General features: G+C 42.2%; 22 protein-coding genes and 1 pseudogene. 7 read left to right on the top strand and 16 right to left on the bottom strand.

Annotated elements, in window-relative coordinates:
• Nucleotides 1–17 precede the first annotated feature (17 nt).
• Nucleotides 18–1445 carry a pyruvate kinase gene (gene pyk, locus J5A52_01650; GenBank protein ID QUB37785.1) on the bottom strand — a complete coding sequence of 476 codons (1428 nt, stop codon included), beginning with the start codon at nt 1443–1445 and terminating at the stop codon, nt 18–20.
• 191 nt (nt 1446–1636) lie between these two features.
• On the opposite strand from pyk, the pseudogene J5A52_01645 reads away from it, so the two are divergent.
• The 4 genes and pseudogenes from J5A52_01645 to J5A52_01630 all read left to right on the top strand — a co-directional run bounded on the left by J5A52_01645 (nt 1637) and on the right by J5A52_01630 (nt 4184).
• A pseudogene (locus J5A52_01645) lies at nt 1637–2357 on the top strand (IS1595 family transposase).
• Between the two features lie 41 nt (nt 2358–2398).
• Nucleotides 2399–3130, top strand: a complete 732-nt coding sequence (locus J5A52_01640; GenBank protein ID QUB37784.1) for a nucleotidyltransferase domain-containing protein — start codon at nt 2399–2401, stop codon at nt 3128–3130.
• A 323-nt stretch (nt 3131–3453) separates the two neighbouring features.
• A complete protein-coding gene (locus J5A52_01635) occupies nt 3454–3951 on the top strand; it encodes a hypothetical protein (protein QUB37783.1) in 498 nt (165 codons plus the stop codon).
• Nucleotides 3952–3953: 2 nt separating this feature from the next.
• A complete protein-coding gene (locus J5A52_01630) occupies nt 3954–4184 on the top strand; it encodes a hypothetical protein (protein ID QUB37782.1) in 231 nt (76 codons plus the stop codon).
• 14 nt (nt 4185–4198) lie between these two features.
• On the opposite strand, the gene J5A52_01625 is transcribed toward J5A52_01630, so the two are convergent.
• From J5A52_01625 to J5A52_01585, 9 genes are all read right to left on the bottom strand, one after another.
• Nucleotides 4199–5905 carry a DUF2326 domain-containing protein gene (locus J5A52_01625; protein QUB37781.1) on the bottom strand — a complete coding sequence of 569 codons (1707 nt, stop codon included), beginning with the start codon at nt 5903–5905 and terminating at the stop codon, nt 4199–4201.
• Between the two features lie 225 nt (nt 5906–6130).
• Nucleotides 6131–6865, bottom strand: coding sequence for an HNH endonuclease (locus tag J5A52_01620; protein ID QUB37780.1), 735 nt, complete (start codon nt 6863–6865; stop codon nt 6131–6133).
• Nucleotides 6866–6912: 47 nt separating this feature from the next.
• Nucleotides 6913–9516, bottom strand: coding sequence for a TraM recognition domain-containing protein (locus tag J5A52_01615; GenBank protein ID QUB37779.1), 2604 nt, complete (start codon nt 9514–9516; stop codon nt 6913–6915).
• Nucleotides 9465–10067 (bottom strand): CHAP domain-containing protein, encoded by a 603-nt coding sequence (locus J5A52_01610; protein QUB37778.1) that lies wholly within the window; start codon nt 10065–10067, stop codon nt 9465–9467. Before J5A52_01610 ends, J5A52_01615 begins: the two co-directional genes overlap by 52 nt.
• Nucleotides 10064–11842 carry an ATP-binding protein gene (locus tag J5A52_01605; protein ID QUB37777.1) on the bottom strand — a complete coding sequence of 593 codons (1779 nt, stop codon included), beginning with the start codon at nt 11840–11842 and terminating at the stop codon, nt 10064–10066. Before J5A52_01605 ends, J5A52_01610 begins: the two co-directional genes overlap by 4 nt.
• Nucleotides 11835–12476 (bottom strand): hypothetical protein, encoded by a 642-nt coding sequence (locus J5A52_01600; protein QUB37776.1) that lies wholly within the window; start codon nt 12474–12476, stop codon nt 11835–11837. Before J5A52_01600 ends, J5A52_01605 begins: the two co-directional genes overlap by 8 nt.
• Nucleotides 12448–12954: a PrgI family protein gene (locus J5A52_01595; protein ID QUB37775.1), complete on the bottom strand. Its 507-nt coding sequence runs from the start codon at nt 12952–12954 to the stop codon at nt 12448–12450. The genes J5A52_01600 and J5A52_01595 overlap by 29 nt, the downstream gene beginning before the upstream one ends.
• Nucleotides 12951–14465, bottom strand: a complete 1515-nt coding sequence (locus J5A52_01590; protein QUB37774.1) for a hypothetical protein — start codon at nt 14463–14465, stop codon at nt 12951–12953. Before J5A52_01590 ends, J5A52_01595 begins: the two co-directional genes overlap by 4 nt.
• 6 nt (nt 14466–14471) lie before the next feature.
• Nucleotides 14472–14813, bottom strand: a complete 342-nt coding sequence (locus J5A52_01585) for a TrbC/VirB2 family protein (GenBank protein QUB37773.1) — start codon at nt 14811–14813, stop codon at nt 14472–14474.
• 257 nt (nt 14814–15070) lie between these two features.
• On the opposite strand from J5A52_01585, the gene J5A52_01580 reads away from it, so the two are divergent.
• On the top strand, nt 15071–15379 hold the full coding sequence (locus J5A52_01580; GenBank protein QUB37772.1) for a hypothetical protein: 309 nt from the start codon (nt 15071–15073) through the stop codon (nt 15377–15379).
• Here the strand turns inward: J5A52_01580 and J5A52_01575 are convergent.
• The 6 genes from J5A52_01575 to J5A52_01550 all read right to left on the bottom strand — a co-directional run bounded on the left by J5A52_01575 (nt 15374) and on the right by J5A52_01550 (nt 20301).
• On the bottom strand, nt 15374–15709 hold the full coding sequence (locus J5A52_01575) for a helix-turn-helix transcriptional regulator (GenBank protein ID QUB37985.1): 336 nt from the start codon (nt 15707–15709) through the stop codon (nt 15374–15376). The two genes, J5A52_01580 and J5A52_01575, sit on opposite strands and share 6 nt — an antisense overlap.
• Nucleotides 15710–15931: 222 nt before the next feature.
• Nucleotides 15932–16798 (bottom strand): glycosyltransferase, encoded by an 867-nt coding sequence (locus tag J5A52_01570; protein ID QUB37771.1) that lies wholly within the window; start codon nt 16796–16798, stop codon nt 15932–15934.
• 13 nt (nt 16799–16811) lie between these two features.
• Entirely contained in the window at nt 16812–17342 is a 531-nt protein-coding gene (locus tag J5A52_01565) for an NUDIX domain-containing protein (protein ID QUB37770.1), read from the bottom strand.
• The gene (locus J5A52_01560) at nt 17339–18613 is read right to left on the bottom strand and encodes a hypothetical protein (GenBank protein QUB37769.1); all 1275 of its coding nucleotides are present in this window, start codon (nt 18611–18613) and stop codon (nt 17339–17341) included. Before J5A52_01560 ends, J5A52_01565 begins: the two co-directional genes overlap by 4 nt.
• Nucleotides 18597–20003 (bottom strand): Gfo/Idh/MocA family oxidoreductase, encoded by a 1407-nt coding sequence (locus tag J5A52_01555; protein ID QUB37768.1) that lies wholly within the window; start codon nt 20001–20003, stop codon nt 18597–18599. The genes J5A52_01560 and J5A52_01555 overlap by 17 nt, the downstream gene beginning before the upstream one ends.
• Nucleotides 19996–20301 carry a hypothetical protein gene (locus J5A52_01550; GenBank protein ID QUB37767.1) on the bottom strand — a complete coding sequence of 102 codons (306 nt, stop codon included), beginning with the start codon at nt 20299–20301 and terminating at the stop codon, nt 19996–19998. The genes J5A52_01555 and J5A52_01550 overlap by 8 nt, the downstream gene beginning before the upstream one ends.
• Before the next feature lie 333 nt (nt 20302–20634).
• Between J5A52_01550 and J5A52_01545 the strand changes: the two genes are divergently transcribed.
• A complete protein-coding gene (locus J5A52_01545; protein ID QUB37766.1) occupies nt 20635–21318 on the top strand; it encodes a deoxynucleoside kinase in 684 nt (227 codons plus the stop codon).
• A complete protein-coding gene (locus tag J5A52_01540; protein ID QUB37765.1) occupies nt 21315–22724 on the top strand; it encodes a hypothetical protein in 1410 nt (469 codons plus the stop codon). Before J5A52_01545 ends, J5A52_01540 begins: the two co-directional genes overlap by 4 nt.
• The last annotated feature ends 25 nt before the right edge of the window (nt 22725–22749 follow it).

The following is a 22749-nucleotide window of genomic DNA, read 5'->3' as shown; positions in this document are numbered from 1 at the left end:
TGCGCTACCCAAACCCGCTACTCAATAACTCGCACGCACAGCGTATCGGTACCGCCCGTCGCGCCAGGCTGGCGACCGCTCACGACCACAACAACAAGGCGACCGTTACTGCTGTATTTGCCCATTGTCAGCAACTCCTTCGCGACATTGACGCCAGCATGCTCTTCATCATCGCGAACATAACTGCGCGTCGCATACGACAATGCTAATTGCTGCGCCACACGCGGCGACGGCGTCACGGCGATAATCGGCAACTCAGGGCGAAGCGCTGCAATCCGCGCCGCCGTTGCGCCCGACTTCGTTTCAGCGATAATAAAATCAGCATCCACACGCTCTGCTACCTCAACCGCCGCGTGCGCAATAGCGTTACGACGGCGGTTTGTTTTACCCTCTTCAATCGGCATGTCGTTCATCGGCCAGCGTGACTGCGTGTAGCGTACCGTGTTCGCCATCATCTTTACCGTCTCGACTGGATAGTTTCCGTTCGCTGTTTCGTCGCTGAGCATCACGACATCCGTGCCAAGGATTGCCGCCGTCGCGACATCGCTGACTTCGGCGCGTGTTGGCTCAGGACTATCAACCATACTTGCCATCATCTGCGTCGCCACGATAGACAATTTACCGTATTTACGGCACAAGCGAATAATTTCGCGCTCAACGATCGGCACGATTTCGGCGCTTGTCTCAACCGCCATATCGCCGCGCGCCACCATCACACCATCAGCGGCTTTTACGATCTCCTTCAGTGTCTCCGGCTCAATCGCCGCCTTTGTTTCGATCTTTGCGATAATCTGCGCCGTTGAGCCTTGGCTCACTAAGATTTGCCGCAAGTTATTAACATCATCTGCGCTCTGAATGAAGCTCAACGCTACAAAATCAATATCTTTATCAGCGCCAAACTCAATATCTGCCATATCTTTCGGCGTAATAATATCGCCGCCAAAGTCAGTATCCGGCAGGTTCAAGCCTTTGCGGCTCATCAAAAAGCCGTCGTTGTCGATTCGTACTTTAATCGCCGTATCGCTTACGCGCTCAATCATGTGTCCGCGGATTTTACCGTCAAACAAGTAGACCGGCTCGCCAACTTTTACTTTATCCGCCAAATTGTATTGAATCGGCAGATTCGCGCTGCCGTCGTGCTCTTGAATCGCATGGTCAAGAACGATCTCGCTGCCCGCCTTTACATCAAAGTGATTATCTTTCAACACACCTAAGCGGATTTTTGGTCCTTGCAAATCCTGCAGAATCGCTACTGGACGACCAATTTGCCGACTCGCATCGCGAATCCATTTGATTTGGTCAAGACGCTCTTCGTAGCTACCGTGACTGAAGTTTAAGCGAAACCCATTCGCACCCGCTTCAATCAATGCTTTAATTTTCTCCGGTGAATTCGTCGCTGGCCCCAGAGTTACCAGAATCTTCGTTCGTTTAATTATATCTTTCATTACCTATATATTTTAGCACAGCAATGATACATTGTGAGGTAGTGAATAAATTCAGTAGTGACAAAATCTATCTTAGGAGTGATAGCCGTGAGATAATAAAGGCGACGCCTGTACTTAAGCACACTCTCGAAATCTAGTATATGTGAATGATTCAAGACTACTTTAACCCCATCATCTATACTAAATAACAGATGAGGAATAGGTATCTAAAACGTTCACATATTTCAGAGGCTAAAACCAGGCAGATTGTTAGGCTATTTTGTGAAGATATCACGGCTACTCAAATAGCCTCTTTAACCGGCGTGAACCGCAATACAATCAATCGCATTCTGACGCATATTCGAACCGTTATCGCCAAGCGCTGCGAGGCCACCTCGCCACTCTCTGGCGAAGTTGAGATTGATGAAAGTTATTTTGGACCACGTAGAGTACGTAGCGCACATGATATACATAGTCTCCGTAGAGCTAGTAACAAAGACTAAGATTATTGTCTTTGGTCTATTAAAGCGTCATGGTAAGGTATATACCCAAATAGTACTTAGTACCTATACCTCATGTTAGCCTAAGAGACTCTAAAGCAGATTGTACGAATGAAAGTACAGCTAGAATAGTACTATCTACAGTGATGGTTGGCGTAGTTATGACGGGTTAGTTGACTGGGGATATAAGCGTCACTACCCGTGTAAATCATGGTAATAATGAATTCGTTAATAAAAACAATCCTAAAAGAACCATATCAATGGCATAGAGAACTTTTGGGGCTTAGCAAAGGTGCGTCTAACCAAGCTACGAGGCTTAAGAAAAGACTATTTCAACTTACATCTCAAAGAGTGTGAATTTAGGTATAATATGAGGCATGAAGATATGTACCATGAGCTACTTAAGATGCTACGAAAGGAAGCGAGTGACTAGGCTAAAGTAGGCTTGAACCATGTGAATTATCTAGAGAATCTATGAACGATAGCCATATGCCATTAGATGAAGTCCTAAAAATTCTTACCGAGAATCCGTATATCTCTAAACTATACATTTTTGGCTCGCGAGCGGCAAGGAAAGACGATGACCTTTCTGACATTGATTTGACCGCCATTACACCACATCCGGCTGCTGCCGAAACCTATACTCGTAGGAGTTTGGCAGATAAATTCAGCTTAAGTGCAATTTACACGATTACGAATAACGAGTATGAAATAGCCCGCACCTTTTGCCTGAGCGGTATGAGTCCGTTTCACAAAATTGACATCGGGTTTTCGCTGCCCGGCAAAACCAATTTCTTTCCAAATTCGCAGCTGATTTTTAGCAACGACAACGTTCACGTGCCGCACAAATCAAGCAAAAAATGGACGGAGCCGCGCGCCGAACACGACTATTTCGACGTGATGATGGGTTCGCTGCGCTACATCAAGCACCGCCGTCGCGGTGAAAACTGGCAAGCGTACAAATGCTACCGCGGCTTTATTGAGCAGCTGGCAAAGGCGCGCGCGGCGGATTCGCTGCAAAACGCCTACAAAACCTTAGACTCGCAAAATAACGACGAGATTCTAGCATTATTCTTCACTGGCGATCTTCATGAAAAAGAGCGAAGATATTACGAATTTATTAAAAACCTCATTGAGAGTGAAAGGTTTTTGCCGGAGTTCAGTGAGGATTTACTAAAGATCTGGGAAGATTATGTGGACAGCTAAATACTATATGGAAGTATCTGCTTAATTTAATTGGAGGAGTATTTAAATGTATCTGACGCTATATGAAAGTGCTTTTATAAAATACACTTCTGTCCCGTGAATCCTCCATAAAGCCTACTTTACGATGTTATATTGATAGGATATCTTTAGTTAATGAAACTAACAAAAAACAGCTCGATTGCCAGAGGTAAACGAGCTGTTTTAGACCTGGACGGATGATAAATCCTTTGATGGTGAGCCTACAAATATAAATATGGAACTCCTTTTTCGCGATTTGTTTGCGCTGCGAGATCGCTTCAAGGAGCTGGGTATGGTCATTAAAAATGGCGAGGTGTATTTGCCGGATTTGGAGGAGCGTGATGTTTAATTTGCGAAAATCAAACTCAAAACTCTACGACCAAAACACTTTTGACGACCAGTTCATGCACGACTTGCGAAAAGCCCGAAAAAGCATTATCATCGAAAGTCCGTTTCTCAGAACTGCCCGAGTCGAAAGATTTATTCCAATATTTCATCGTCTCAAAAAGCGTAGTGTGAAAATATTGCTTAACACAAAACCACTTGAAGAACACGACGAAATATACAAACTACAAGCCCAAAAATCTCTAAGTTTACTACAATCAGTAGGCGTCGAAGTGCTTTTTACAGTCAAACATCATCGCAAATTAGCCATCATCGACAGAGAAATTATTTACGAAGGCAGCCTAAACATTCTTTCATATCGCGACAGTTGTGAGATAATGAGAAGGACAACATCTGCGCTGGAGGCGGAAATGTTGATAGATTTTATCGGCTTAAATAAATTTATGGAGGTGAAATAATTGTGAACGATGACGACACGATCAAGAATCTTCATCTGTACGAAGACGAAGAAACGATTCAGAAAACGATCCACTATCTGGAACTTCATGACCCGGACAATGCCAATCGCGAATACGCGATCGGATTCTTGAAATTCATGCAGCGATTTGCGCATGTTGCCGGCAAGAATGAGGGGTTTGATTTTGAGGGGTTTTTGAAGAGATACAAAAAGCAAGACAACGATTCTCAATAGAGGCTTACGGTATATTAAAAAGTTACGCCCAGTAGTGTGCCGTGTTCATCCTTGTCGTTAAACCTTGCGATAGTGTACTTGTTAAGGTTACTAATAAATTCCTCTGGCAGATAGTTGTACGGCATATACCCAGAATTCATGGAGCAAATATACTGAAAATCCGACGACTCGGCCTTGCTACTAGAAATTTCTAGAGCTTTTGCTACCTGTCTAGGATCTACGTCTGCAAATATTCTTGAATCGTGGAATAAGGGAAATTCTCTGTGACGTATAGTAGACCAATATTCAGCTAGCATAAGATCGTAACAGAACACCTTCATACTACTAACGCCGTCGCTGCCAGCTTTTTGAATATCAATTTTAAACTTATATCCTTCTTTGTCTACATCAATAGAGAGTATCCCAGGCTGTTCGTACAAAAATCGAGAGTTTGAATTAAATAAACGTATAGCTGTTGATATTAGGGGCTGGTCTCCGTTATATTCCTGCCGCATCTTTGATATGATATCGCTAATCTCTATTCGTATGTCATCAATCCTTGACTTAATCTCCGTGAGTCGAGAAATTCTGCTCTCTATGTCTGCTATCTTGGCCTTGCTCTTGTTGACTTCATCTTGAAGTTTTGTATACTCATCAAGAGCTCCATGTGTCTTTAGTATATTCAAATAGCCAGCTCTCTCGTTTGAGAGTTTTTCCATTTTACTATCTAAAGCTCTGTTTTTTGTTACGTATAGCTCGATCTCGCTTTCTAGATAATTTTTCCTGTTAAGCACCACGTCTCTGTGAAAGTTAATCACCTCATCGAGCGTGCGTAGAGAGGATTTTTCAAAGATGGCGCCCGCTGCCTCGTATATTTGCTCTATTTTTATATCATCACCGTTTTCATTTTTTAAACTATCTTTGTATCTCTCTACAATTTGAGAGTTTATAGTGATTTCATTAATAATATCATGGATTTCTTTGGTTAAAGCGTCTGCTTTAGCTTGTATATCTCTATAGTCTTCGTGGACTTGAAAACTCTCAAGTCTTTTCATCTTCTCTGCAAGCTGCGATTCAACATCTATCTTTTCTGAGGTCAAATCACCCACCGTGCCCCCAAACACCTCAAAGGCACCCGTTTCAATGGCTTTGTTTGCGTTATTTAATTTATTAAATTCAGATTTGAGCTGCGAGAATTTGACAGATAGTCGCCAGTTTAGCCCTATTAGAAAAGCAGCATTATTATTTCTAGATAGCGCGTTCTGCCCAGCAAAGCATAAGAAAGGATTAGAAAATGCGCCGTCATAAGTCCTCATGAAGTACGATGCTAATGTGCGATACGTAGGGTGATTGCTTTTGTCTTTTACCTCGCGTACGCTAAGGCCAAATAACTTCTCTCCTAGGGTTAAACAAACTTCATCTACGTTGATGTCTTCAATTCCTAGCGCCTCTACATATTTCTTACGATCCTTTACTGCCCGTTTGAGGATAATTTCTTCTCCATCTATCTCGATAGTTAAACTGAATATCCAGTCTCGCATCTCCTCTTTTTTGAGAGTTTCTGATGGACTGCCTCCGAGGCAATAGTTTATAATTTCAAGTAATAGTGTTTTGCCTAAGCCATTAGTGGAATGCTTATCGCTGGAGTCTTGATCGCGATCAGCTATGATTATATTAAAACCTTTACGAAATTGTATAGTTTTAAAAATGCTTTTATTTGCGCTTAGCCTAACTAATTTCATGTTTTTTATTTTTCTCTATTATTCCATTATTATACAGTATGGCTCCAGAGGAAAACAATAGCACTAAGGCCGCGATGAACTTTTCAAATGTGCCCACTTCTTCATGCGCCTTCACTTTGCTCCATAATGAACTCACTGTTTCAACTGAATCTATGCTTTGAAGAAGTATTGCGCCAACTCCAACGACCGAAAACCCCACGCGAATAGTTTTATCTGGGAGTATTATCATTTTTCAAACACCTCACATAGCTGAAAATAGTAGGCCACTATTCCGTAAGCTGCAGCCATATGACGAGGGTCGCTACTGTCATTAGAGGCTGCTCGCACTAGAGAATAAAATATAACATCCCCATCGTCAGTATCTCTTCTTAAATTTTTATATTTTTGTACGAAAAATATCCTTAATTTTTTTGGATAGTCTTCGCTGGCATTTTTGTTTAAAAAATCATCAATCAGCGATACAGAAGCCATACCCATTTTTAACATTTGCTCTGTCTGTGGACTTAGGCTGTTTTTGCGCACTTTGTCCTTTATAGGTATCAGTCTAAAGTCTTCATTATCGTATTTCAAAGGGGGATTGTCTATTACGTGCCGAAGAGTTTCTTCGAGTTCTCTGAACGTGATTGTTGGTAAGCTTTTCTTTATGGCTCGCTCAATGCGCTCCTCATGCAAAGATTTGATTTCATGAAGATAGTCAACAGAGTATTTTGTTACACACTTATCAATAATAGTGTGACATGTTGGGCAAAGAAGAATAAGATTATTATAGGAATGACGTTCGATATCGCTCTGACTGTGATCGTAGCGTGCAGAATTCGGCTTATGTCCCTTAATGTGAGCCATTTCTCCTATAGGAATCAGGGCGTCAGTCTGATGTTCAACTACTGGACCGTTGCACTTTGCGCAGCGACTGCCGCTTTTTGCCCACAGAATTTTCATACTTGATTGAGGAATACCCATTTGTCTATTATTGTATCACCAGATGTCGCTTATGCCCAGCTAAAGCCTCAGGTTTCATCTATCATCGGCTCCGACTTAACCTGTGATTTTTTCTTCGTTGACCTATTGGTTCTCGTAGCTTTTTTCGATACAGTCTTGCCAGAACTTTTTCGCTCAGAAGTTTCGTGTCGTTTCCTGGCGAACTCCTTTCGTGAATGTTTAACAATTTCGTCTCGCACCGCTTCATCGCCCTCATTTTCCAGCAATAAAGTTTGCCCAGACAGTGGCTCTTGCGCGTGTACCGCCGCCAGTCGAGCGTAATAATTGTACGCTGGCAGATTGCTAATTTCACCCGGCTCAATATATGGACTAAACATCGGCAGCAAACGCTGTTCATCTTGCGGATTGCCGGTTCGGAAGCAGATGATCGTGCCAACATTTGCCAGGATTATATTCACTGTTTGCTGGTCGCTTTGTTGCGAAGTGGACTGCTCAGCCATGATCATAAAGACGCGATATTTGCGACTTTCAGACAACATTTGCACAAATGACGTCGTGGCGAAATTCTGAAATTCATCGACATACAAATAAAACGTCCGTCGCTCCGCCTGTTTGAGACGGGCGCGACGGAGACTTGCGAGCTGAAGCTTCGCAAGTACGGTAATTCCAAACAGTTCAGACGTATCTTCACCAAGCAGGCCTTTAGATAACTTACAAATCAGTACTTTTCCCGAGTTGATGATATCGTCAAAATCAATCGTCGATTTTGGCTGCTCGAGAATTTGCCGAGCAGACGCCGAAAATAAAAACCGCCCAATTTTCGCCGTAATTCCCGCCGACATTTTTACTTTTTGCATATCACCAGCTTTACCAAACTCGTTTTTCCAGAAGTTTATCAAGTTAGTATCATCAAGATTTTTAACAACACTGCGGCGATATTTCGGGTCATTTAGCAAATCAAACACGGTGAAAAGCGTGGGATTTTCCTGTGTAAGCGCTGTCTGAATGGTGTTGCGCAAAATGTATTCAATACGATGCCCACCCGAGTCCTCGTCGCTAAAGATTTTTCGAAAAATCGACACGACCGACTCAGTGATAAGGTCTTTTTCACGCATCAACTCGCTGCCATCTAGCCCAGGTGTTAGCTCCAATAAATTCAAACCAATCGGATAATCCAAATCATCGGGGTTGAAATAAATCACGTCGCCAAGGCGCTCTGGCGGAACGTGCTGCAAAATCGTCTCCGCCATATCGCCATGCGGGTCAATTACGGCCACGCCTTTGCCGCTACAAATATCCTGCACGATTTGATATTGCAACATCGTAGTTTTACCGCTGCCTGTACCGCCGATAACGTATTGGTGGCGCTCACGCTCAGCCTCCGTCAAACCAATCGGCGTCACTGTATTGTGATGATGATTTTCGCCAATAACCACATCAAACTTTTCTGATTGCTTGAGTGAAATCGGCGCGGGCAGTGTGCGACTTAGCGAAGTTATCAGGTTGTCTGTCTTGCTATGATAACTTGAGGGAAAATGGAATAAGCTGGCGAGTTCGTTAGAAGCGAGAATTACGGAGCTACTTTTCTGCAATGACGGCAGACGGTTTGTGACTGCACGAATTAGCAGTTTATTCAAAATCGGCAGACGATATTTCGCCTTGAGTGATTGATATGGCGGCGTACTAAAACCGTCTAGCGCAGATTTAAGAGCGGCAATATGCCTCTTTGGCTCTGGGCTATTTACCATGACTCGGAGGTTGACGCGAAATAGCGGACGAGTCACTTTTTGGTGCATGGTCTCCATCAATTCCAATTCAAAAGCACTGAGCACACGCGTCGGACGGTCGTCTCGCGACACCTTGATTTGCTGTCGCGGGAGTGTGGTTTTTGAATTGTAGTAGTTGCGGTGATTGGCCGTCATACTAGTATAAACTTCGCCAATGAGGTCGGTTGCGCCAGAAGAAATTTTACCAAAGAGACTAACTAGTTTGCCGAGAATTGGTAAGTTTTTGCTGCTAACATATTGCAAAATATTTTCATTGCCGAGAATTTTATGCGATAAAATTTCTGCTTCACGCAAACGAGTCGGTGTTGCTACGAGTTGTAAAATAATCTCCTCATCATCGTTCAGTCTAGTCATCGCGCCCATTACATAGCTCAGCGGATCACGTTGCTCTAGCGTAGAATTTGTAGCTAGCGGCAAAACATAATGACCAGTTTCTCGAAATTCAACGACCTGATAATTATCACCACTTTTCCGCTTGACCGTGCGGACTTTTGAGTCGGCAATGTACGATGTAATTGCTTTTTGTATGTTTGCGACGTGACGCCGTTCGACCTGCACCAAATACCGCACACCGTGCTTTTTAGTTGATGTGATTTCAAAACTTATGACTGGCGACCGGTCGAGCAACTTTTCTTTGAACGAGCGCGCTGCTCTATGTCCATGAATCACCGAAAATAATTGTTCGGTTGCTTCGGGTGTTTTAGCAACCGTGGCTGGCGGTGTAATTTCTAGCCAAATCATGTCTCGAATTCGTAAATATCGACGATTCAAAACAAAACGAATCACCAACCACAGAATAACTGCGCTAATCGCAAACACTATTAGACCTAAAACTATCGACCCAAGCCGTAAGGCGGTGGCGAGGTAATCGGTTGCGGATTCCATGGCTGCGCTCCTGGTTTATTGTGAATAAATTTATACGCCTTGGCGGCTTCTTTTGAAAAAGTGCGCTGCGACACTATATTCAAACCGCGCGCATTCATTTCAGAAATTTTCCAATCACCGCTGATTTGATTAACTTCTATCACATATGCAACATGACCATAAGGACCTTCGTCGGTCTGAAAAACTGCGCCAGCCGCTGGCGTATCATTGACGATGTAGCCCTCGCGCTTGGCATTATCATCCCAGGTATTAGCGTTGCCCCAAGTGTTCGGAATCGGACTGTTTGCCCACCGGCGCATCGCATACGCCCACCAAGTGCAGTTGCCCCAGGCATAAGTATTTCCGGGCATCACGCCGCCGCTGTAAAATCCGCGCCCTTCCGCCGCTTTAGCACTTGGTGCATTTGCTAAAAAACTCACCGCCGGCAAGCCAAGCGATGAAATAGCTAGAATTGGAAACATCAAAATAAGCAATAAGGTAGCGATGATTATGACCAGAATCTTCTTAATACTGAAGCCAAAATTTGTAAACAAAATTACTGCGCCATTCATGATGAATATAACTCCGCAGGGTTGGTGGTGATGAGTGGATGTTCTTTTTCGGCTGCCACAACTTTAACGGCGACATGGTTTTGGTCGGCGATAAGCAAAGCGTCGCCTCGCTCGCAAGTAAGCAGAAAACTTTGCTCATATTCACTGAGGTTAAATTCGTTGACCACGCCTTTGATAGTCGTCGTATCCTGGCGCATTAAAATTCGCAGTGCACTCTGTGAAGCGATGGCGCGGCCGTATTCGCTTTTTAGAAAATCGTTGGCTTGCTGCGATATGATTGATACGCCAAGATAATATTTGCGAGCCCGACGCACCAGTCCTGCTACGAACCGCGCCGACTCCTCGTGTTGCAATAAAATCCAACCCTCGTCGATAATCAGCAGCCGTTTTTCCGGCTTAGCCATAACTTGATTTTTCACAAAATTAGAGATGATCAACATCATGATTTGACGCAAATTTTCTGGCAAATCTTTGATGTCGAAAATAACCAAGCGGTTGTCTAATTTAACATTTGTTTGCGCATTAAATACATCCGCCAACGAGCCAGAAATATATTTTTCTAATTTTTCGCACAATTTTAACTGACCCAACTTTCGAAGTTCCGCATATAAATCTTCTAAAAGCGGCTGCTTAGTTTTTGACTTTTTGTAGATTTTCAAAACCGCTTTGTCGATGGCGGCTTTTTCGCGCGCCGTTAAACTTTCAGCCATCAAACCGATTACGTCCATTAAATCTTGCGTATGCCCGGACAGGTCGCTAATTTCGTGAACGGTCGTTGCTAGGTCGAAGGGGTTAATTTTCTGTTTGCTTTTGGCGGATAATTTTATGTACGTGCCTTTTACCGATTCGGTGAGGCGTTTGTATTCATGTTCTGGGTCGATGACGATGACGCGCGTGCCTTGCATGAGTTGGCGTAAAATTTCGACTTTGGTGGTGTAACTTTTACCAGCACCCGACTGCGCAAATGTGATCGAGTTAGCGTTATGCAGACTAAACCTATCCAAAATAACCAACGAATTATTTGATTTATTAACGCCGTAAAGAATGCCCGATTCTTGTACTAATTCTGATGACATAAACGGAAACGTCAGGGCTGCGCTGGAACTATCGAGATTGCGTTTTTGCGCCAGTTGGTCTTCGCCGCGTGGTAAAATTGACTGCAATGCTTCCAGCTGCTGATAGCGCGCTACTTTTGAATAAAACAATCGCGCCGACAGATTTACTTCAAGCAACTTGGTGGTTTTATCGAGTTCTTCTTTCGTTTCAGAGCGAATGCAAATGTATATCGCCATTTGGAATAATTTTTCTTGACCGCGTTGAATTTTATCGCGCAAATCAATCGCCGATTCAAGTGGGTCGGTAATCTCCGAGCCGACAATCCGTCCCTCGCGCATCATTGCACGACGCGTGGATTCAAGCTCAGTAATTTTACGATTTAGTTTTGGCAGTGCCGCTCGGGCGTCTACTTCGTGTAGGTGATAACTAATGTCGATATCGTGATTAAAATGAATCAAGCTGTCCATCCAGTCCGAACTCGCCACGAACGGATATCCAGAAATAAATAACGTGCGCATGTACACGCCGTCGATGCAAAGATGATCAACGTTTTCCTCCAGCCCAGAGTAGGATAAGATATCTAGTGCGTCTTGCTCACCAAACGTGATATTGAGTTCTTTTTGCTGCTCTTCGCGCTGACGGTCGCGGCGGCGTTTCGGAGCACTAATTGAGTCACTAATTCTTTTGATAAATATTGGTGTACGTGATTTTCTAGTCATTAATTTTACTCCCATCTAGCACAAGTGCGGTGTGAATTGTTTGCAATGCGCGTTCAGTTAGCGGCTGAATTTTTGCTTGCACTGGGCTGTAAAAACTATAGAACAAATCAAGCACTTCGAGGCTATCTAGCTGATCAGCGCGCATGCCGAGCCGCGCCATACCTTTGGCGATAATATCAATGCGGAGTTTGAGCTGTTCGCGGATTAAATCAAAATCAGCTTTGTTGTCGGTCGGTCGAAAAGGAATAATGATATAAAAATGCCGTGTCAAAATCTTGTTGTCGGTGATGAGCGAACGAATAAATTCATCGTAATTTTTCAGTTGAGTTTTGTAAACGGGAATCGTCTCGCTCTGCAATCGGTAGTTCAAATCCTCTAAATATCCGTCCATATCAATTTCGCGCGTGCGTACTAAAATTTGAATCGGCCAACCAATCGAATTGAGAAAACTTTCGTAGGTATCAATGATTGCGTCTTGCTCATCCTCGCTACGCAGCTCAAAATTCAGCGCCGAAACGGACAAAATTGCCCGATAATTATTCTGCGGAAATAATAAAATTCCGTCGCGCACACCCTTTAGCGCAATCTGCCGCCTGGCGTTAGATTTAGTGTTTGACTTTCGTAAACCGAACATGCAAACCCCCTTTCTTATCAGTTTCAAAACGAACATCAGCGGTTGGGTCGTCTATAATTTGGCGGGTTTTGATAGTTGATATATCGTCTAATTTTTCTGGCTTTTGCTGCTTTTTGGCTGGCTGATTTATGACTTCTTCATCCTCGCGCGAAGTATTTTTATATTCATTGCGAAATGCGGTGGTATTTTTATCAAACAAATAATATTTCGGTCGTAAATTGTAGCGTAGCACCGTCACCAGCCAAAGCGCGATAATTTTGCCCTTAACGCGAATCGACAAAATTCCGCAAGTAATCAAACTTAACGCCATCAAAACGTATTTATGAAGCGCACCGTTCATCACCGGTGGCAGCAATGTGAAAATTCCCGTACTCAAGAAAACAGGAATCATCAAAAGCACGATTTGCGAAAAGCCAAGCTTACCGATAATCCGGTCTTCCACGGTAGTAACTTGTGCGGGAACGACTGTTGTCTTCATGATTCTTTGCCTCGTTGTTTGGTCGATTTTATTTTCGAGCCAGCACGGTAAGTTGTACCAGTTTTTAGCGGTTTTGACTCGGGCATATTAACAACGGTTGGACTATTTTTACTGCGTGGATTAACCGAATAGGTGATTTCCGCATCGCCTTTTTTATTCAGATAACTTACTTTCATCGGCGATTTTGTTTGGCGCGCCACTGTTTCGAGGGTTGAATGAACTCGGGCTTTTTTGGCGGCGTGAGTAGTATTCTTTACTCGCTGGGTAGTTTTGTGTGCCACTTTCGAGCCAGTGCCCGTCATGTAGCTGACGCCGTTCATAAATTGACCGCCCAGTTTCTTTAGATTGCGCGCACCCATGCTAACGAAGCTAAATTGCATCATCACACCTTGAACTTTTAGCAAAGTCAGAATAGTTGCTATGCCCGCTACCATCGCCATCAAGGTGTCGGGTATAGCATTATTACCAGTGGTAGCCATGCCAGAGAACAACGACGATGCTAATTGCAAGATAACCACATGAACAAACAAAACGAAAATTGTTGATAGGAACGTCTTCATCGAAGTTTCGGCAAAGTCACGAAACCCTGGCACCAGCCACAGCATACTCACCAGTGGTGACAGGACAGTGCCGATGAACAAAGTGATCAAGCGCATAACATAATACACCAGCAATATGACCGAGCAAATCAAAAATGCCACCATGATTAACAGCGCCGCCACGCCCTGACCGGACGTTTTTTCGACAACTTTGATGAGCGTACCCCAAACGGTCGATGCACCCGAAACTTGATTGACTGCCGAGATGAGAACGTTAGATAAACTAATGATGCCATCAATCAAAAATATTGAGGTGTTCATTAGTAAAAATATCAGCGCTATGCGCGGCAGTAGGTGTTTGACTCCAACTTCGTCAAAACCAAAACTTGACGCGCTCATGACCTGAAATCCGACTAATGCCACGATTAAAATCAGCAGCACATCAGCAATGCCAACGATTGCTAGCCATAAGTTAAATACGGCTTTGTTGCTCGCCATCAGCGGCGTTGATTTGGTGAAAAATTCTAATGCGTTCAAAAACGGTGAGGCTATGGCGTTAATGATTGACGACAATAATCCCGTCACGGCTTTGATAATCATTTCGATCAAACCGTTGTTTTCTGACTTGGGTGTAACGGCTTGCAGGTTCGGTAGGTTTGCGTCGTTTGGATTTTGCACCGCTTGATATGAACCATTCAAAATAGAAACTATCGTCACAGCTGCCAGCACGATGACCAGCCCAATCACGGCTTTTTTGGCAATACTTTTAGCATATTCCATACGGTCTGGCTTGCCACTACTGATCATGTAAATATAACCAGCATGAGCCAAAAAGAAAGCGCAAGCCAACGACGCTATGCCAGATAAAATTTTGGCTGTCGGCAAAACATAATCGCGCACAGTTTTTATGGCACCAGCCGTATCGGCAAAGAATACTAAATTGCTAGTAAAAATATCGACAAAGTCGAACATGGGTGACTATCCTCCGAAGGCTTGTCGCGCTAAAGTCGTTACGATATTCGCCAAAACAAACGCCGCGATGACAATTGCCAAACCAATTGCCGACCATGTGATAGTACGCTTTGCCTTGTCGAGTTGCTCGGGATTTCCCGAACTAGTGATATAGGTAAAGCCGCCGGCAACAAAAAAGCCGGTCGCTACCAGACCGGCTAGTCCCGCCACCACTTGGATGACGCTTCGTATAAAATTCTCGACATTGCTGACACCCGCAGGTGCAGCTAAGGCTACGTTCGCCAATACAAGTGGCGCTCCAGCCGCGATAAATATTGCCGCCAAACAATATGTTTTTCTTGACACCATAAACTCCCTTTCGCCAGAGCGTGAACTTTGTGTTTACCTCTGTTATTTTTACGTTAGCAGGCATCATTTTACCTGGCAAGACGGCACTTAAAAGTCTATTACGGCGATATTAGTATGTTAGTTTCTGAGAGGTTTGTTAAATTTATAGAGGTAGAGTTATGTTTTAGTTTGAGTTAAAAATTAAATTAACGAACTTACTAAAAAATATATTTTGTCGCTAACTTTACACTAATAAAAATTACAAGTAAACTAAAAATATGGGCAAGTTAAAATCTGAAAAGGTTGTCATATCTTCGCCGCTATCGTTTAGTGGTTCGGCAAAACTTATTTGGAAAATCACGGATGTAGATAATCCGGCTATGAAAGTGTTGCTCAGTTTGGTGGCTTCTGCGCTCATTCTGTTTGCTTGGATTTTTGTGGCGTTTTGGTATGTGCTGATTTATGTTGTTTTTGGAATTTTGTTCATTCCATATCGGTTGATGCGGCGGAGTAGTCGTAAGCAAAAACAAGCAAAATTGCGACACCGCGAAGTGCTGGAAGCGATAGAGAAAAAGCGTAACTTATAATCGCCGCAGTACGGTCACGCGTTTCTTGTCGTAGGTTTTCTGGGACTTGTGCAGAACTTCAGAATGAGAATCAAACCACATGGTTATATCGCCCGTCAACTTCAATAATTCAAGACCAGTTTTCGTCAATTCATATTCGACCCGTGGCGGAATCGTCGGATAGAAAAAGCGCCGGACGATGCCGGCGCGTTCTAACTGCTTGAGGTGCTCGGTGAGCACTTTTTGAGTCACCCCCGGAAGAGAACGATGCAGCGCAGAATAGCGTTTAGTCTCAGCCCCGAGAGAAAGAATAATTGCGATAGTCCATTTACGAAACAGCAGGCTTGTCATGAAATCGCGTGAATCGGTGTACTGATTTTTGGATACAGTAGTTTTTGTCATGGTTGCCTCCCGTTGATGTAAATGTATATTTGGCGTAAAAATGGCTGATATAAAATATCTCTGGAGATGCCCTCCAGAGATGTGTTAATAATAGCCTCTAGGTAAATATATAGCAGAGTTTTGGTTGAATGTCAAATCTAGCGTAACGATCTTTTACCAGTCTATAGCCGGCTATCCTTTATCGTTCAGTTTATATTTTCTCATAATCTCCTCAATACGAGCGGAATAAGCACCATCTATCATTGTACGAACCCAGGAGCACTTTCTCTCAGCCCAAAGCTTAAAACTATATTCAAATATTGCATATTTGTTTATTCTTATTAAAAAACGAGCTAGCTCATCTACTGCATAGCATATATCGCTTATGAAAAATTTTGCGCCAGCGCTTGCGCTTGCAGAATCATCCACCTTATATTTAATTAGCAAACGGTTAGTGAAACAGATTCTATCAGCGCTTAATATACTTTTATATACAAATAGGCTGTCTTCACATATTGATAACCTATCATCGAAAAGAATATTGTTTTTTATCAAGAACTTTCTGTTAAAAACTTTATTCCAAACAAAACCATCAAACGTATTAAATATACTTTGACGCATATCCAAGGCCTTGAATGTCGCTGTTGGTATGTGAGATGTGTCGTTTATGCCTATACTAGTCTTACGCGTCAACAAAGATACTCTTTCATAATTACATATAGATATGTCGGCATTGCTTCTTGCCGCGAGATTATACAGTATTTCCAGCATTCTTCCATGAAACAGATCATCTGAATCAACAAACATAACATAATCGCCCCTAGCTAGCGATAACCCTAGATTTCTAGCCTGCGACACCCCGTGACAAACACCTCTATGTACGATTGTCATTCGTGAATCTTTTATCCCCGATAGCACTCTCGCTGTTTGATCCGTAGATCCATCATTGACTATGATGTACTCAACTTGATCACCTAATGACTGACGAAGTAAACAATCGAGAGTTTCTTTTATATATTTCTCTCCATTGTGAACTGGCATTATTACAGACAGTTTCATATAGTGCGACCCTCTAGAACATATCAAGCACCTTATTGTGAATCACTGTATAAACTTGTGCGTAATCATACCAACTAAATTCCCCCTCCGCTCCTTTATACCAAAGACTAGGGCTTAGTTTCCTGTAGTTGTCTATTAGTCTTTCTAGGTCTTGGCTTTTATATTTAATTATCTGCTTTACGTCGTCACCCGGGTTTACGGGAGCAGATTCAATATTTGCACATACTAAATATGTGTCATTGTTGTAAGCATTGCCATCACAGTCGATGGCTCGTATACTAAATTTAGTCTTTATGTGCATTTTATCTTTATGTACAGCAACCCCAGTTTCTTCCAACAACTCCCGACACGCAGCATCTTTGATATTCTCTCCTTCGTCTACCCCCCCTCCAAGTAACCTGACTATTCCAGGCGGATAAAAATCGGGTTTTGCTCCTAGCAGTAGATTATGACTATCGTCAAAGGCTGCTACTAGTACACATCTGTTGCGATATAAGTTGCCAAAAGGCTTAGATATTTTTATTTTTATGCTTTCTTCGTTCATACTACCCCCTTGTCAAACGAATATTTAATTTCATCACCTAAAGATTGTCTGACTGAACTGATATTTTTACCACATACCTCAGGTTGATAATCGGTTAATATTTGGCTAATTGTATGAGCCAAGAGCTCAAGTCCGCTAGAATCTATACCCCTTCTTGTGATCTCCTGAAGGCCAAGTCTTATAAATCTACATCCGTAAGGATCTACGTCAAAAGCAACTGCAAGGCGGCTTTCATAAAACCTATCGTAGAGATCGGAGTATGATTTACTATATTTATCAATAGGTATATGTATCTGGTGAGTGTTGGTGTAGTGACCATTTATAGCCGTATTGGAAACTACTCCACAGGCAGCCAGATATCCGCCCAGGTTGTTGGCATTTTCTATAATCTTATTAGAATAATCAGCTCCGTAGAGATCCATTTCAAGAGTGGTGATAGCAAGCGCCACTGTAGAATGGGTATGTACGCTAGAATATAAACCTTTATTTAGAATAGCATCAGACTCTTGAGCTAAAGAGATTTTCTTGTCGCCATATAGTATAATTCCCTTATGAGGACCAGGAAAGGTCTTATGTGTATTGGCACATATAATATTCGCCCCGTTTGTTAAGGGGTTTTTGTAAGCTCCTCCCAATATTAGACCCAGCGTATGGCTTGCGTCATATATAATTATGGTCTCATCCCCCATAATACTACGTAATAGGTTCACGTCTATCACGTCTATGATATAGGCAGGGTCAATATATATAGCTCTTACTGGTGTTTGCTTTATGAGTCGTGTTAAAGATTCCGTGTCTACGGGTTTGTTTCTATTTTTACTAGCGGGTATGTTTATGGGATTCCTGCCTAACATTTTAAGGACATGGTCGGTGGCGTAGTGTCCTCCTAGGAGTTTACCTAATGTAAGCACGTTGTCGCCAGGTTTAGTTGCGCCCACTATGGCACATATCATAGCATGTATTCCAGACAGAGGTGAGACATTAACCTGACATACTGATAGTCGCTTTTTAAATACATCTTTAGCTTCTTGTATTAGTCGATCAATACCGGGATACCCGAGCGCAGTAAATCCGTACAAATCAACGTTGCGTCCATTGCTGGATTCACCAAAGTAATATCTATCAGATAATTGTGTGCTGTATATATTTCTAGCTGTTTGAGATAGAATATTTTCATTAGGTGTTAGATGTAGGAAATCTTTATTTTTATGCACATCGTGTGCAATGTTGGCTATTAACTTAATGTAGTCTTGTTCATCTCTGTATATCATTTAATATCCTTATCTCTCTTGTATTATTCTCATCTGAAAGGAGCTCGTAAAAATTGCTATATAGGTCAGTCGCTATACGCTCTTCAAATAGGGGTCGCAGTACGGGGCTTTGTATCATTTGAGATTTACTATCTGATAAATAGCTAAATAGATCCCTGTAAGCATCAGCTAAAGTGTATCCATTTTCATATGGATACACAATGCTTAAGTTAGTTTCTGTGGTAGCAGGATTGCTTGTTAAGCTGGGGTGTTTTGTTATTTTAGTATTTAGCGTATACGGTTCAAAGACTGTGTCGTTTTTGTATATATAACAGTTTTGCATAGCGCCCTGATGAATATCTATAATGCAGTTAGATATTCTTCCTCCACCAGCGTAATTACCTGGATCTAAATTACTGCTTAGCTGTGGTAAGGTTCGGGGACAATAGCTAAGCTGATTAAAGGTGAATAGTATATTTCCTAGCAGTCGTAAATTTTTGTCAAGTATTTCTATGGAGTAGCTAGTATTTAGTTCTGATTTTAAGATAGAATCCGACAATTGGGGTATTTGCACAGAACTACTCTTAAAAAGTGGGGTTAGTTTATATAAACCAGATTCCAAATAATCATGTACTCTCATTACATGATTTAGTCTAGGGCGTAGGTATTGCGCTGCTCCATGGGCTATAGACATATACCAAGATAGTATATCTATGTAGTGGTACGCCGAATGGGACAATGCCCCAATTCCGTCGTGATAGCCGTGAGCACCATTGATGGTTAGCTCGTTGGGGTGCAGATACTTACCGCTGTTTACGACAATTGACATATTGTTAATGCCGGCACCTGAAGCTTCATGTACACTTTTCAGCTCTCTAGCAACTTCAGAAAATCCCGATAGCCCTCTTCTGCGCAATATAGATACACAGAGTAGTCTAGGATTTCGCAACAAAGACTTATCATACTCTTTGCATATTATATCTAAATCTTCTGATATTGAAGAGGCTGCCTTAGTGTCGTGAGATGCGTTTTTTCTGGAGACTATCGGCTTATCGCAAACTACATTAATATCATTTTTTATGCACTCTAGGACGTATTCCGCATGATATACAGGGGGAGATGCTATAATGGCCAAGTTTATCTTCAGATGCTTTAAAGCTTTCACGACAGATGAGGCGCTACTATGACTGTCTGTATTGATCCATAAGGGATTGTCCGTCAGCAGAACCCTTTCAAGATGCTCTTTTCTTTTGCTTGACTGAAGTTTGGGGTTTATTGGGTCTACGATCGCAACTACTTTTGCCTCTATATCCGGTTCCTCGACTACAGCTTTATGGATGTTGCGTAGATGTCCGTCATTAGCCCAAAAACCAGCGCCTCCAATTATGGCTATTCTAATTTTACTATTCATTAAGGTCTTGCTCTATTATATTTGCTATTTCATCGGGACTTGCATTTGTTGTATCTATGACTGTAGAGTTAAACAATTCTCTAGATATGGATAGTGCTACTTTGTCCATTGCAGCAAACCTCTTTGTGTCGTGTAGAATCATAAGGTCATTTCTTGTAAGACTAATCATATTGTTTGCTCTTTTTACCCTCTCATCAATAGTAGTTGTCAGATAGTATGATCTGGTGAATCTTGGATGATCAAGTTCGACTCTTGAGCGCACGATGTCGAATAAGGCATCCTGTCCGTCAATCGCCAATCTACTCAGACATCTAACGCTTGAGCTTGAATCTTGAACCGTGTCTTTGCGGGGCCATTCAAATCGATCAATGTCAGCTAACACACAAGCGGCATATCCTAGACTCAAGGTCGTATGGCTATACAGCCCCAGTTCATCCATCTTGTCAAGTTCGCTGCCCAACCCTTCAGGACTATGAGTCGATATACTATTGTGTTGATATAAAAAAAGGTGTTTTACGCAGTAAGCGTTTTGCAACAGAAGTCTTGCCTGAAAGGTCTGTGCCTTCAAGATGAATAAATTTAGGTTTCATGTCATTGACAATGTTACAATAAAAATAGTATATTTGTCAATATGACTGTATTATGTGCAATTGAAGGTCACGCCTACGCAGGAAAGACTACTTTACTCAATTACCTGAATAAAAACAGCGGCTTTGCTTGTGTTGGTGAATATGACAGGTATGTAGACTCAACCTCTCAGTACCCAGATTACCCACATATGTCCCAAGAGGTCGCATTTAAGGACGTTGATTTTTTCATTAAATTGGATATGCTGCGTAAAAATACGATAGAGAAGTACACTAATGACACGGTAGTCTTCATAGACAGATTCTTTATATCCTTAATATTGTTTCAAAAATATACAAAAATGATAAAAGCACCCAATGAATATGACGCATATGAATACGCCAAATATGCATACAGAAAAGCTATTCATGACGGGCTAGTTTCCGTTCCTGACTGTGTTGTTTTTGTTAGACCCAAGGACAGTGAAACATATACCGCCCGGCTCGACAGAAAAATTAGCGCAGAGGTTTTGAAGACGGAGAGTGCATATGAGTTTTTTAACACCGAGTACGATGGTATATTAACCTCTACCTATAGTCCACACAAGAAATTGTTACACATAAATTCGAGTAACGATCCTGACAACCTGAGAGACAATGCCAACTTAGTAATAAATTTTGTTAAAAAACAGAACAACTTACCATTAGATAAAAGCTTAATAGCAGATAGCATACTTGAGTCGATATGAGTAGTATAATTGATGCTTTGGCAGATGGATTTATTGATGGCGGTGTTGATTTAGTATATGGTTTTCCAGGATTCAAATCAGAAGCAGTACTTGAAAAGATAGACTCTGATTTTAATATATCCGTTAATGAAAGGGTTGCATACGGAGAAGCCTATGGTGCTTCTGTTGGGGGAAAGAGATCTCTGGTGGGATTTAAAAATATAGGATTAAATATAGCAAGTGATGCCTACAGTCACTCTGTAATATCAGGTGTTAACGCAGGCATGGTGGTATTGGTAACCGACGACATTGAAGTATGGGGATCGCAGGAAAGCCAAGACACCAGAGAGCTAGTTGATTGTTATGGGGGATTTCTATATGAACCAGAGTCTTTGCAATCTGCCTACGATTTTGCAAGACGTTCTTTTTACTTGTCCGAGAAACTTGATGTGCCGATTGTAGTGCGCATCACCAACCAAGCCTTAGTAGCCGTGGGAGAATACACTAGAACAAGGAAAATTAATAGTATCCATAAAGATCCTGCGCCCAACAACCCGCAGAAATATGTTGTTCATCCATATTATTTTAGGCAGCAAAGTTTGAGGCTTGAAAGAAAGAGGAGGCTATTTCAGGATGCTGCCAACAGTATATATTCCATAACTACTAAAAACCACTCCTCTAATAAATGTGCAATCACTAGCTTTGGTTTTTGTAATGATACTGTTAGCAATGCAACAGTATGCTGTAGGTTGAAAATAAATACGATACCCAATCCAACTGACGCCCTGAATAAACACCTAAAAAGTCATTCTCAAAATTATATTATTGAATCTGGTGGACCATACTTATACAATAAGGCATCTATCGCATATCAGCCTAAAAGTTTAGTACCGCTGAGTCCCGTATCTGATGCTGCTGGTACAATTGAAATGAAGAAGTGGTTTAGATACGAGCCGCTCTTTGCCCTGGTTAGTAGGGCAAAATTACACTATGGAGCCAAGGTAATCGCTGATATTGCACAATTTACTGTCGAATCAATGGATACAGTTGATGTGGCACTCTCTATGGGGGCTAGCATCCCGATAGCAATAGGACTATATCAAGCCTCTAATACCCCTATCATAGCTATACTAGGTGATTGCTCGTTTAACCATGAAGGAATTCAGGTTTTGTACGAAGCAGTAAGGCGCAACGTTTCCATGCACGTGTTTATTATAGATAATGGAGTATCTTGGTGTACTGGGTGCCAAAAAAATGCTTCGCCGATAAGTAGCTTACTGTTCCCCGAGACCATTAATTATGCTAAGTTTAACTATAGTGTAGATGCCTTAAAAAATATAGAAAATCGAATCCGTGACGCAATGACAACAAGTAGCGGGATAACATTAACCCATGTAATCGTTCCTGTGGGGTCTACCGATAGATAATTCACTTCACGTACCTCCCAATTAT

Source organism: TM7 phylum sp. oral taxon 349 (genome assembly GCA_018127705.1).
GTDB lineage: Bacteria > Patescibacteriota > Saccharimonadia > Saccharimonadales > Saccharimonadaceae > Saccharimonas.
This window is presented reverse-complemented; position numbering and strand designations above follow the sequence as displayed.

What these genes read in the sequence shown, in the direction of transcription:
- pyk (QUB37785.1), bottom strand. Translation starts at nt 1,445, where the DNA reads ATGAAAGATATAATTAAACGAACGAAGATTCTGGTAACTCTGGGGCCA.
- J5A52_01640 (QUB37784.1), top strand. Translation starts at nt 2,399, where the DNA reads ATGAACGATAGCCATATGCCATTAGATGAAGTCCTAAAAATTCTTACC.
- J5A52_01635 (QUB37783.1), top strand. Translation starts at nt 3,454, where the DNA reads ATGGCGAGGTGTATTTGCCGGATTTGGAGGAGCGTGATGTTTAATTTG.
- J5A52_01625 (QUB37781.1), bottom strand. Translation starts at nt 5,905, where the DNA reads ATGAAATTAGTTAGGCTAAGCGCAAATAAAAGCATTTTTAAAACTATA.
- J5A52_01620 (QUB37780.1), bottom strand. Translation starts at nt 6,865, where the DNA reads ATGGGTATTCCTCAATCAAGTATGAAAATTCTGTGGGCAAAAAGCGGC.
- J5A52_01615 (QUB37779.1), bottom strand. Translation starts at nt 9,516, where the DNA reads ATGGAATCCGCAACCGATTACCTCGCCACCGCCTTACGGCTTGGGTCG.
- J5A52_01610 (QUB37778.1), bottom strand. Translation starts at nt 10,067, where the DNA reads ATGAATGGCGCAGTAATTTTGTTTACAAATTTTGGCTTCAGTATTAAG.
- J5A52_01605 (QUB37777.1), bottom strand. Translation starts at nt 11,842, where the DNA reads ATGACTAGAAAATCACGTACACCAATATTTATCAAAAGAATTAGTGAC.
- J5A52_01600 (QUB37776.1), bottom strand. Translation starts at nt 12,476, where the DNA reads ATGTTCGGTTTACGAAAGTCAAACACTAAATCTAACGCCAGGCGGCAG.
- J5A52_01595 (QUB37775.1), bottom strand. Translation starts at nt 12,954, where the DNA reads ATGAAGACAACAGTCGTTCCCGCACAAGTTACTACCGTGGAAGACCGG.
- J5A52_01590 (QUB37774.1), bottom strand. Translation starts at nt 14,465, where the DNA reads ATGTTCGACTTTGTCGATATTTTTACTAGCAATTTAGTATTCTTTGCC.
- J5A52_01585 (QUB37773.1), bottom strand. Translation starts at nt 14,813, where the DNA reads ATGGTGTCAAGAAAAACATATTGTTTGGCGGCAATATTTATCGCGGCT.
- J5A52_01580 (QUB37772.1), top strand. Translation starts at nt 15,071, where the DNA reads ATGGGCAAGTTAAAATCTGAAAAGGTTGTCATATCTTCGCCGCTATCG.
- J5A52_01575 (QUB37985.1), bottom strand. Translation starts at nt 15,709, where the DNA reads ATGACAAGCCTGCTGTTTCGTAAATGGACTATCGCAATTATTCTTTCT.
- J5A52_01570 (QUB37771.1), bottom strand. Translation starts at nt 16,798, where the DNA reads ATGAAACTGTCTGTAATAATGCCAGTTCACAATGGAGAGAAATATATA.
- J5A52_01565 (QUB37770.1), bottom strand. Translation starts at nt 17,342, where the DNA reads ATGAACGAAGAAAGCATAAAAATAAAAATATCTAAGCCTTTTGGCAAC.
- J5A52_01560 (QUB37769.1), bottom strand. Translation starts at nt 18,613, where the DNA reads ATGATATACAGAGATGAACAAGACTACATTAAGTTAATAGCCAACATT.
- J5A52_01555 (QUB37768.1), bottom strand. Translation starts at nt 20,003, where the DNA reads ATGAATAGTAAAATTAGAATAGCCATAATTGGAGGCGCTGGTTTTTGG.
- J5A52_01545 (QUB37766.1), top strand. Translation starts at nt 20,635, where the DNA reads ATGACTGTATTATGTGCAATTGAAGGTCACGCCTACGCAGGAAAGACT.
- J5A52_01540 (QUB37765.1), top strand. Translation starts at nt 21,315, where the DNA reads ATGAGTAGTATAATTGATGCTTTGGCAGATGGATTTATTGATGGCGGT.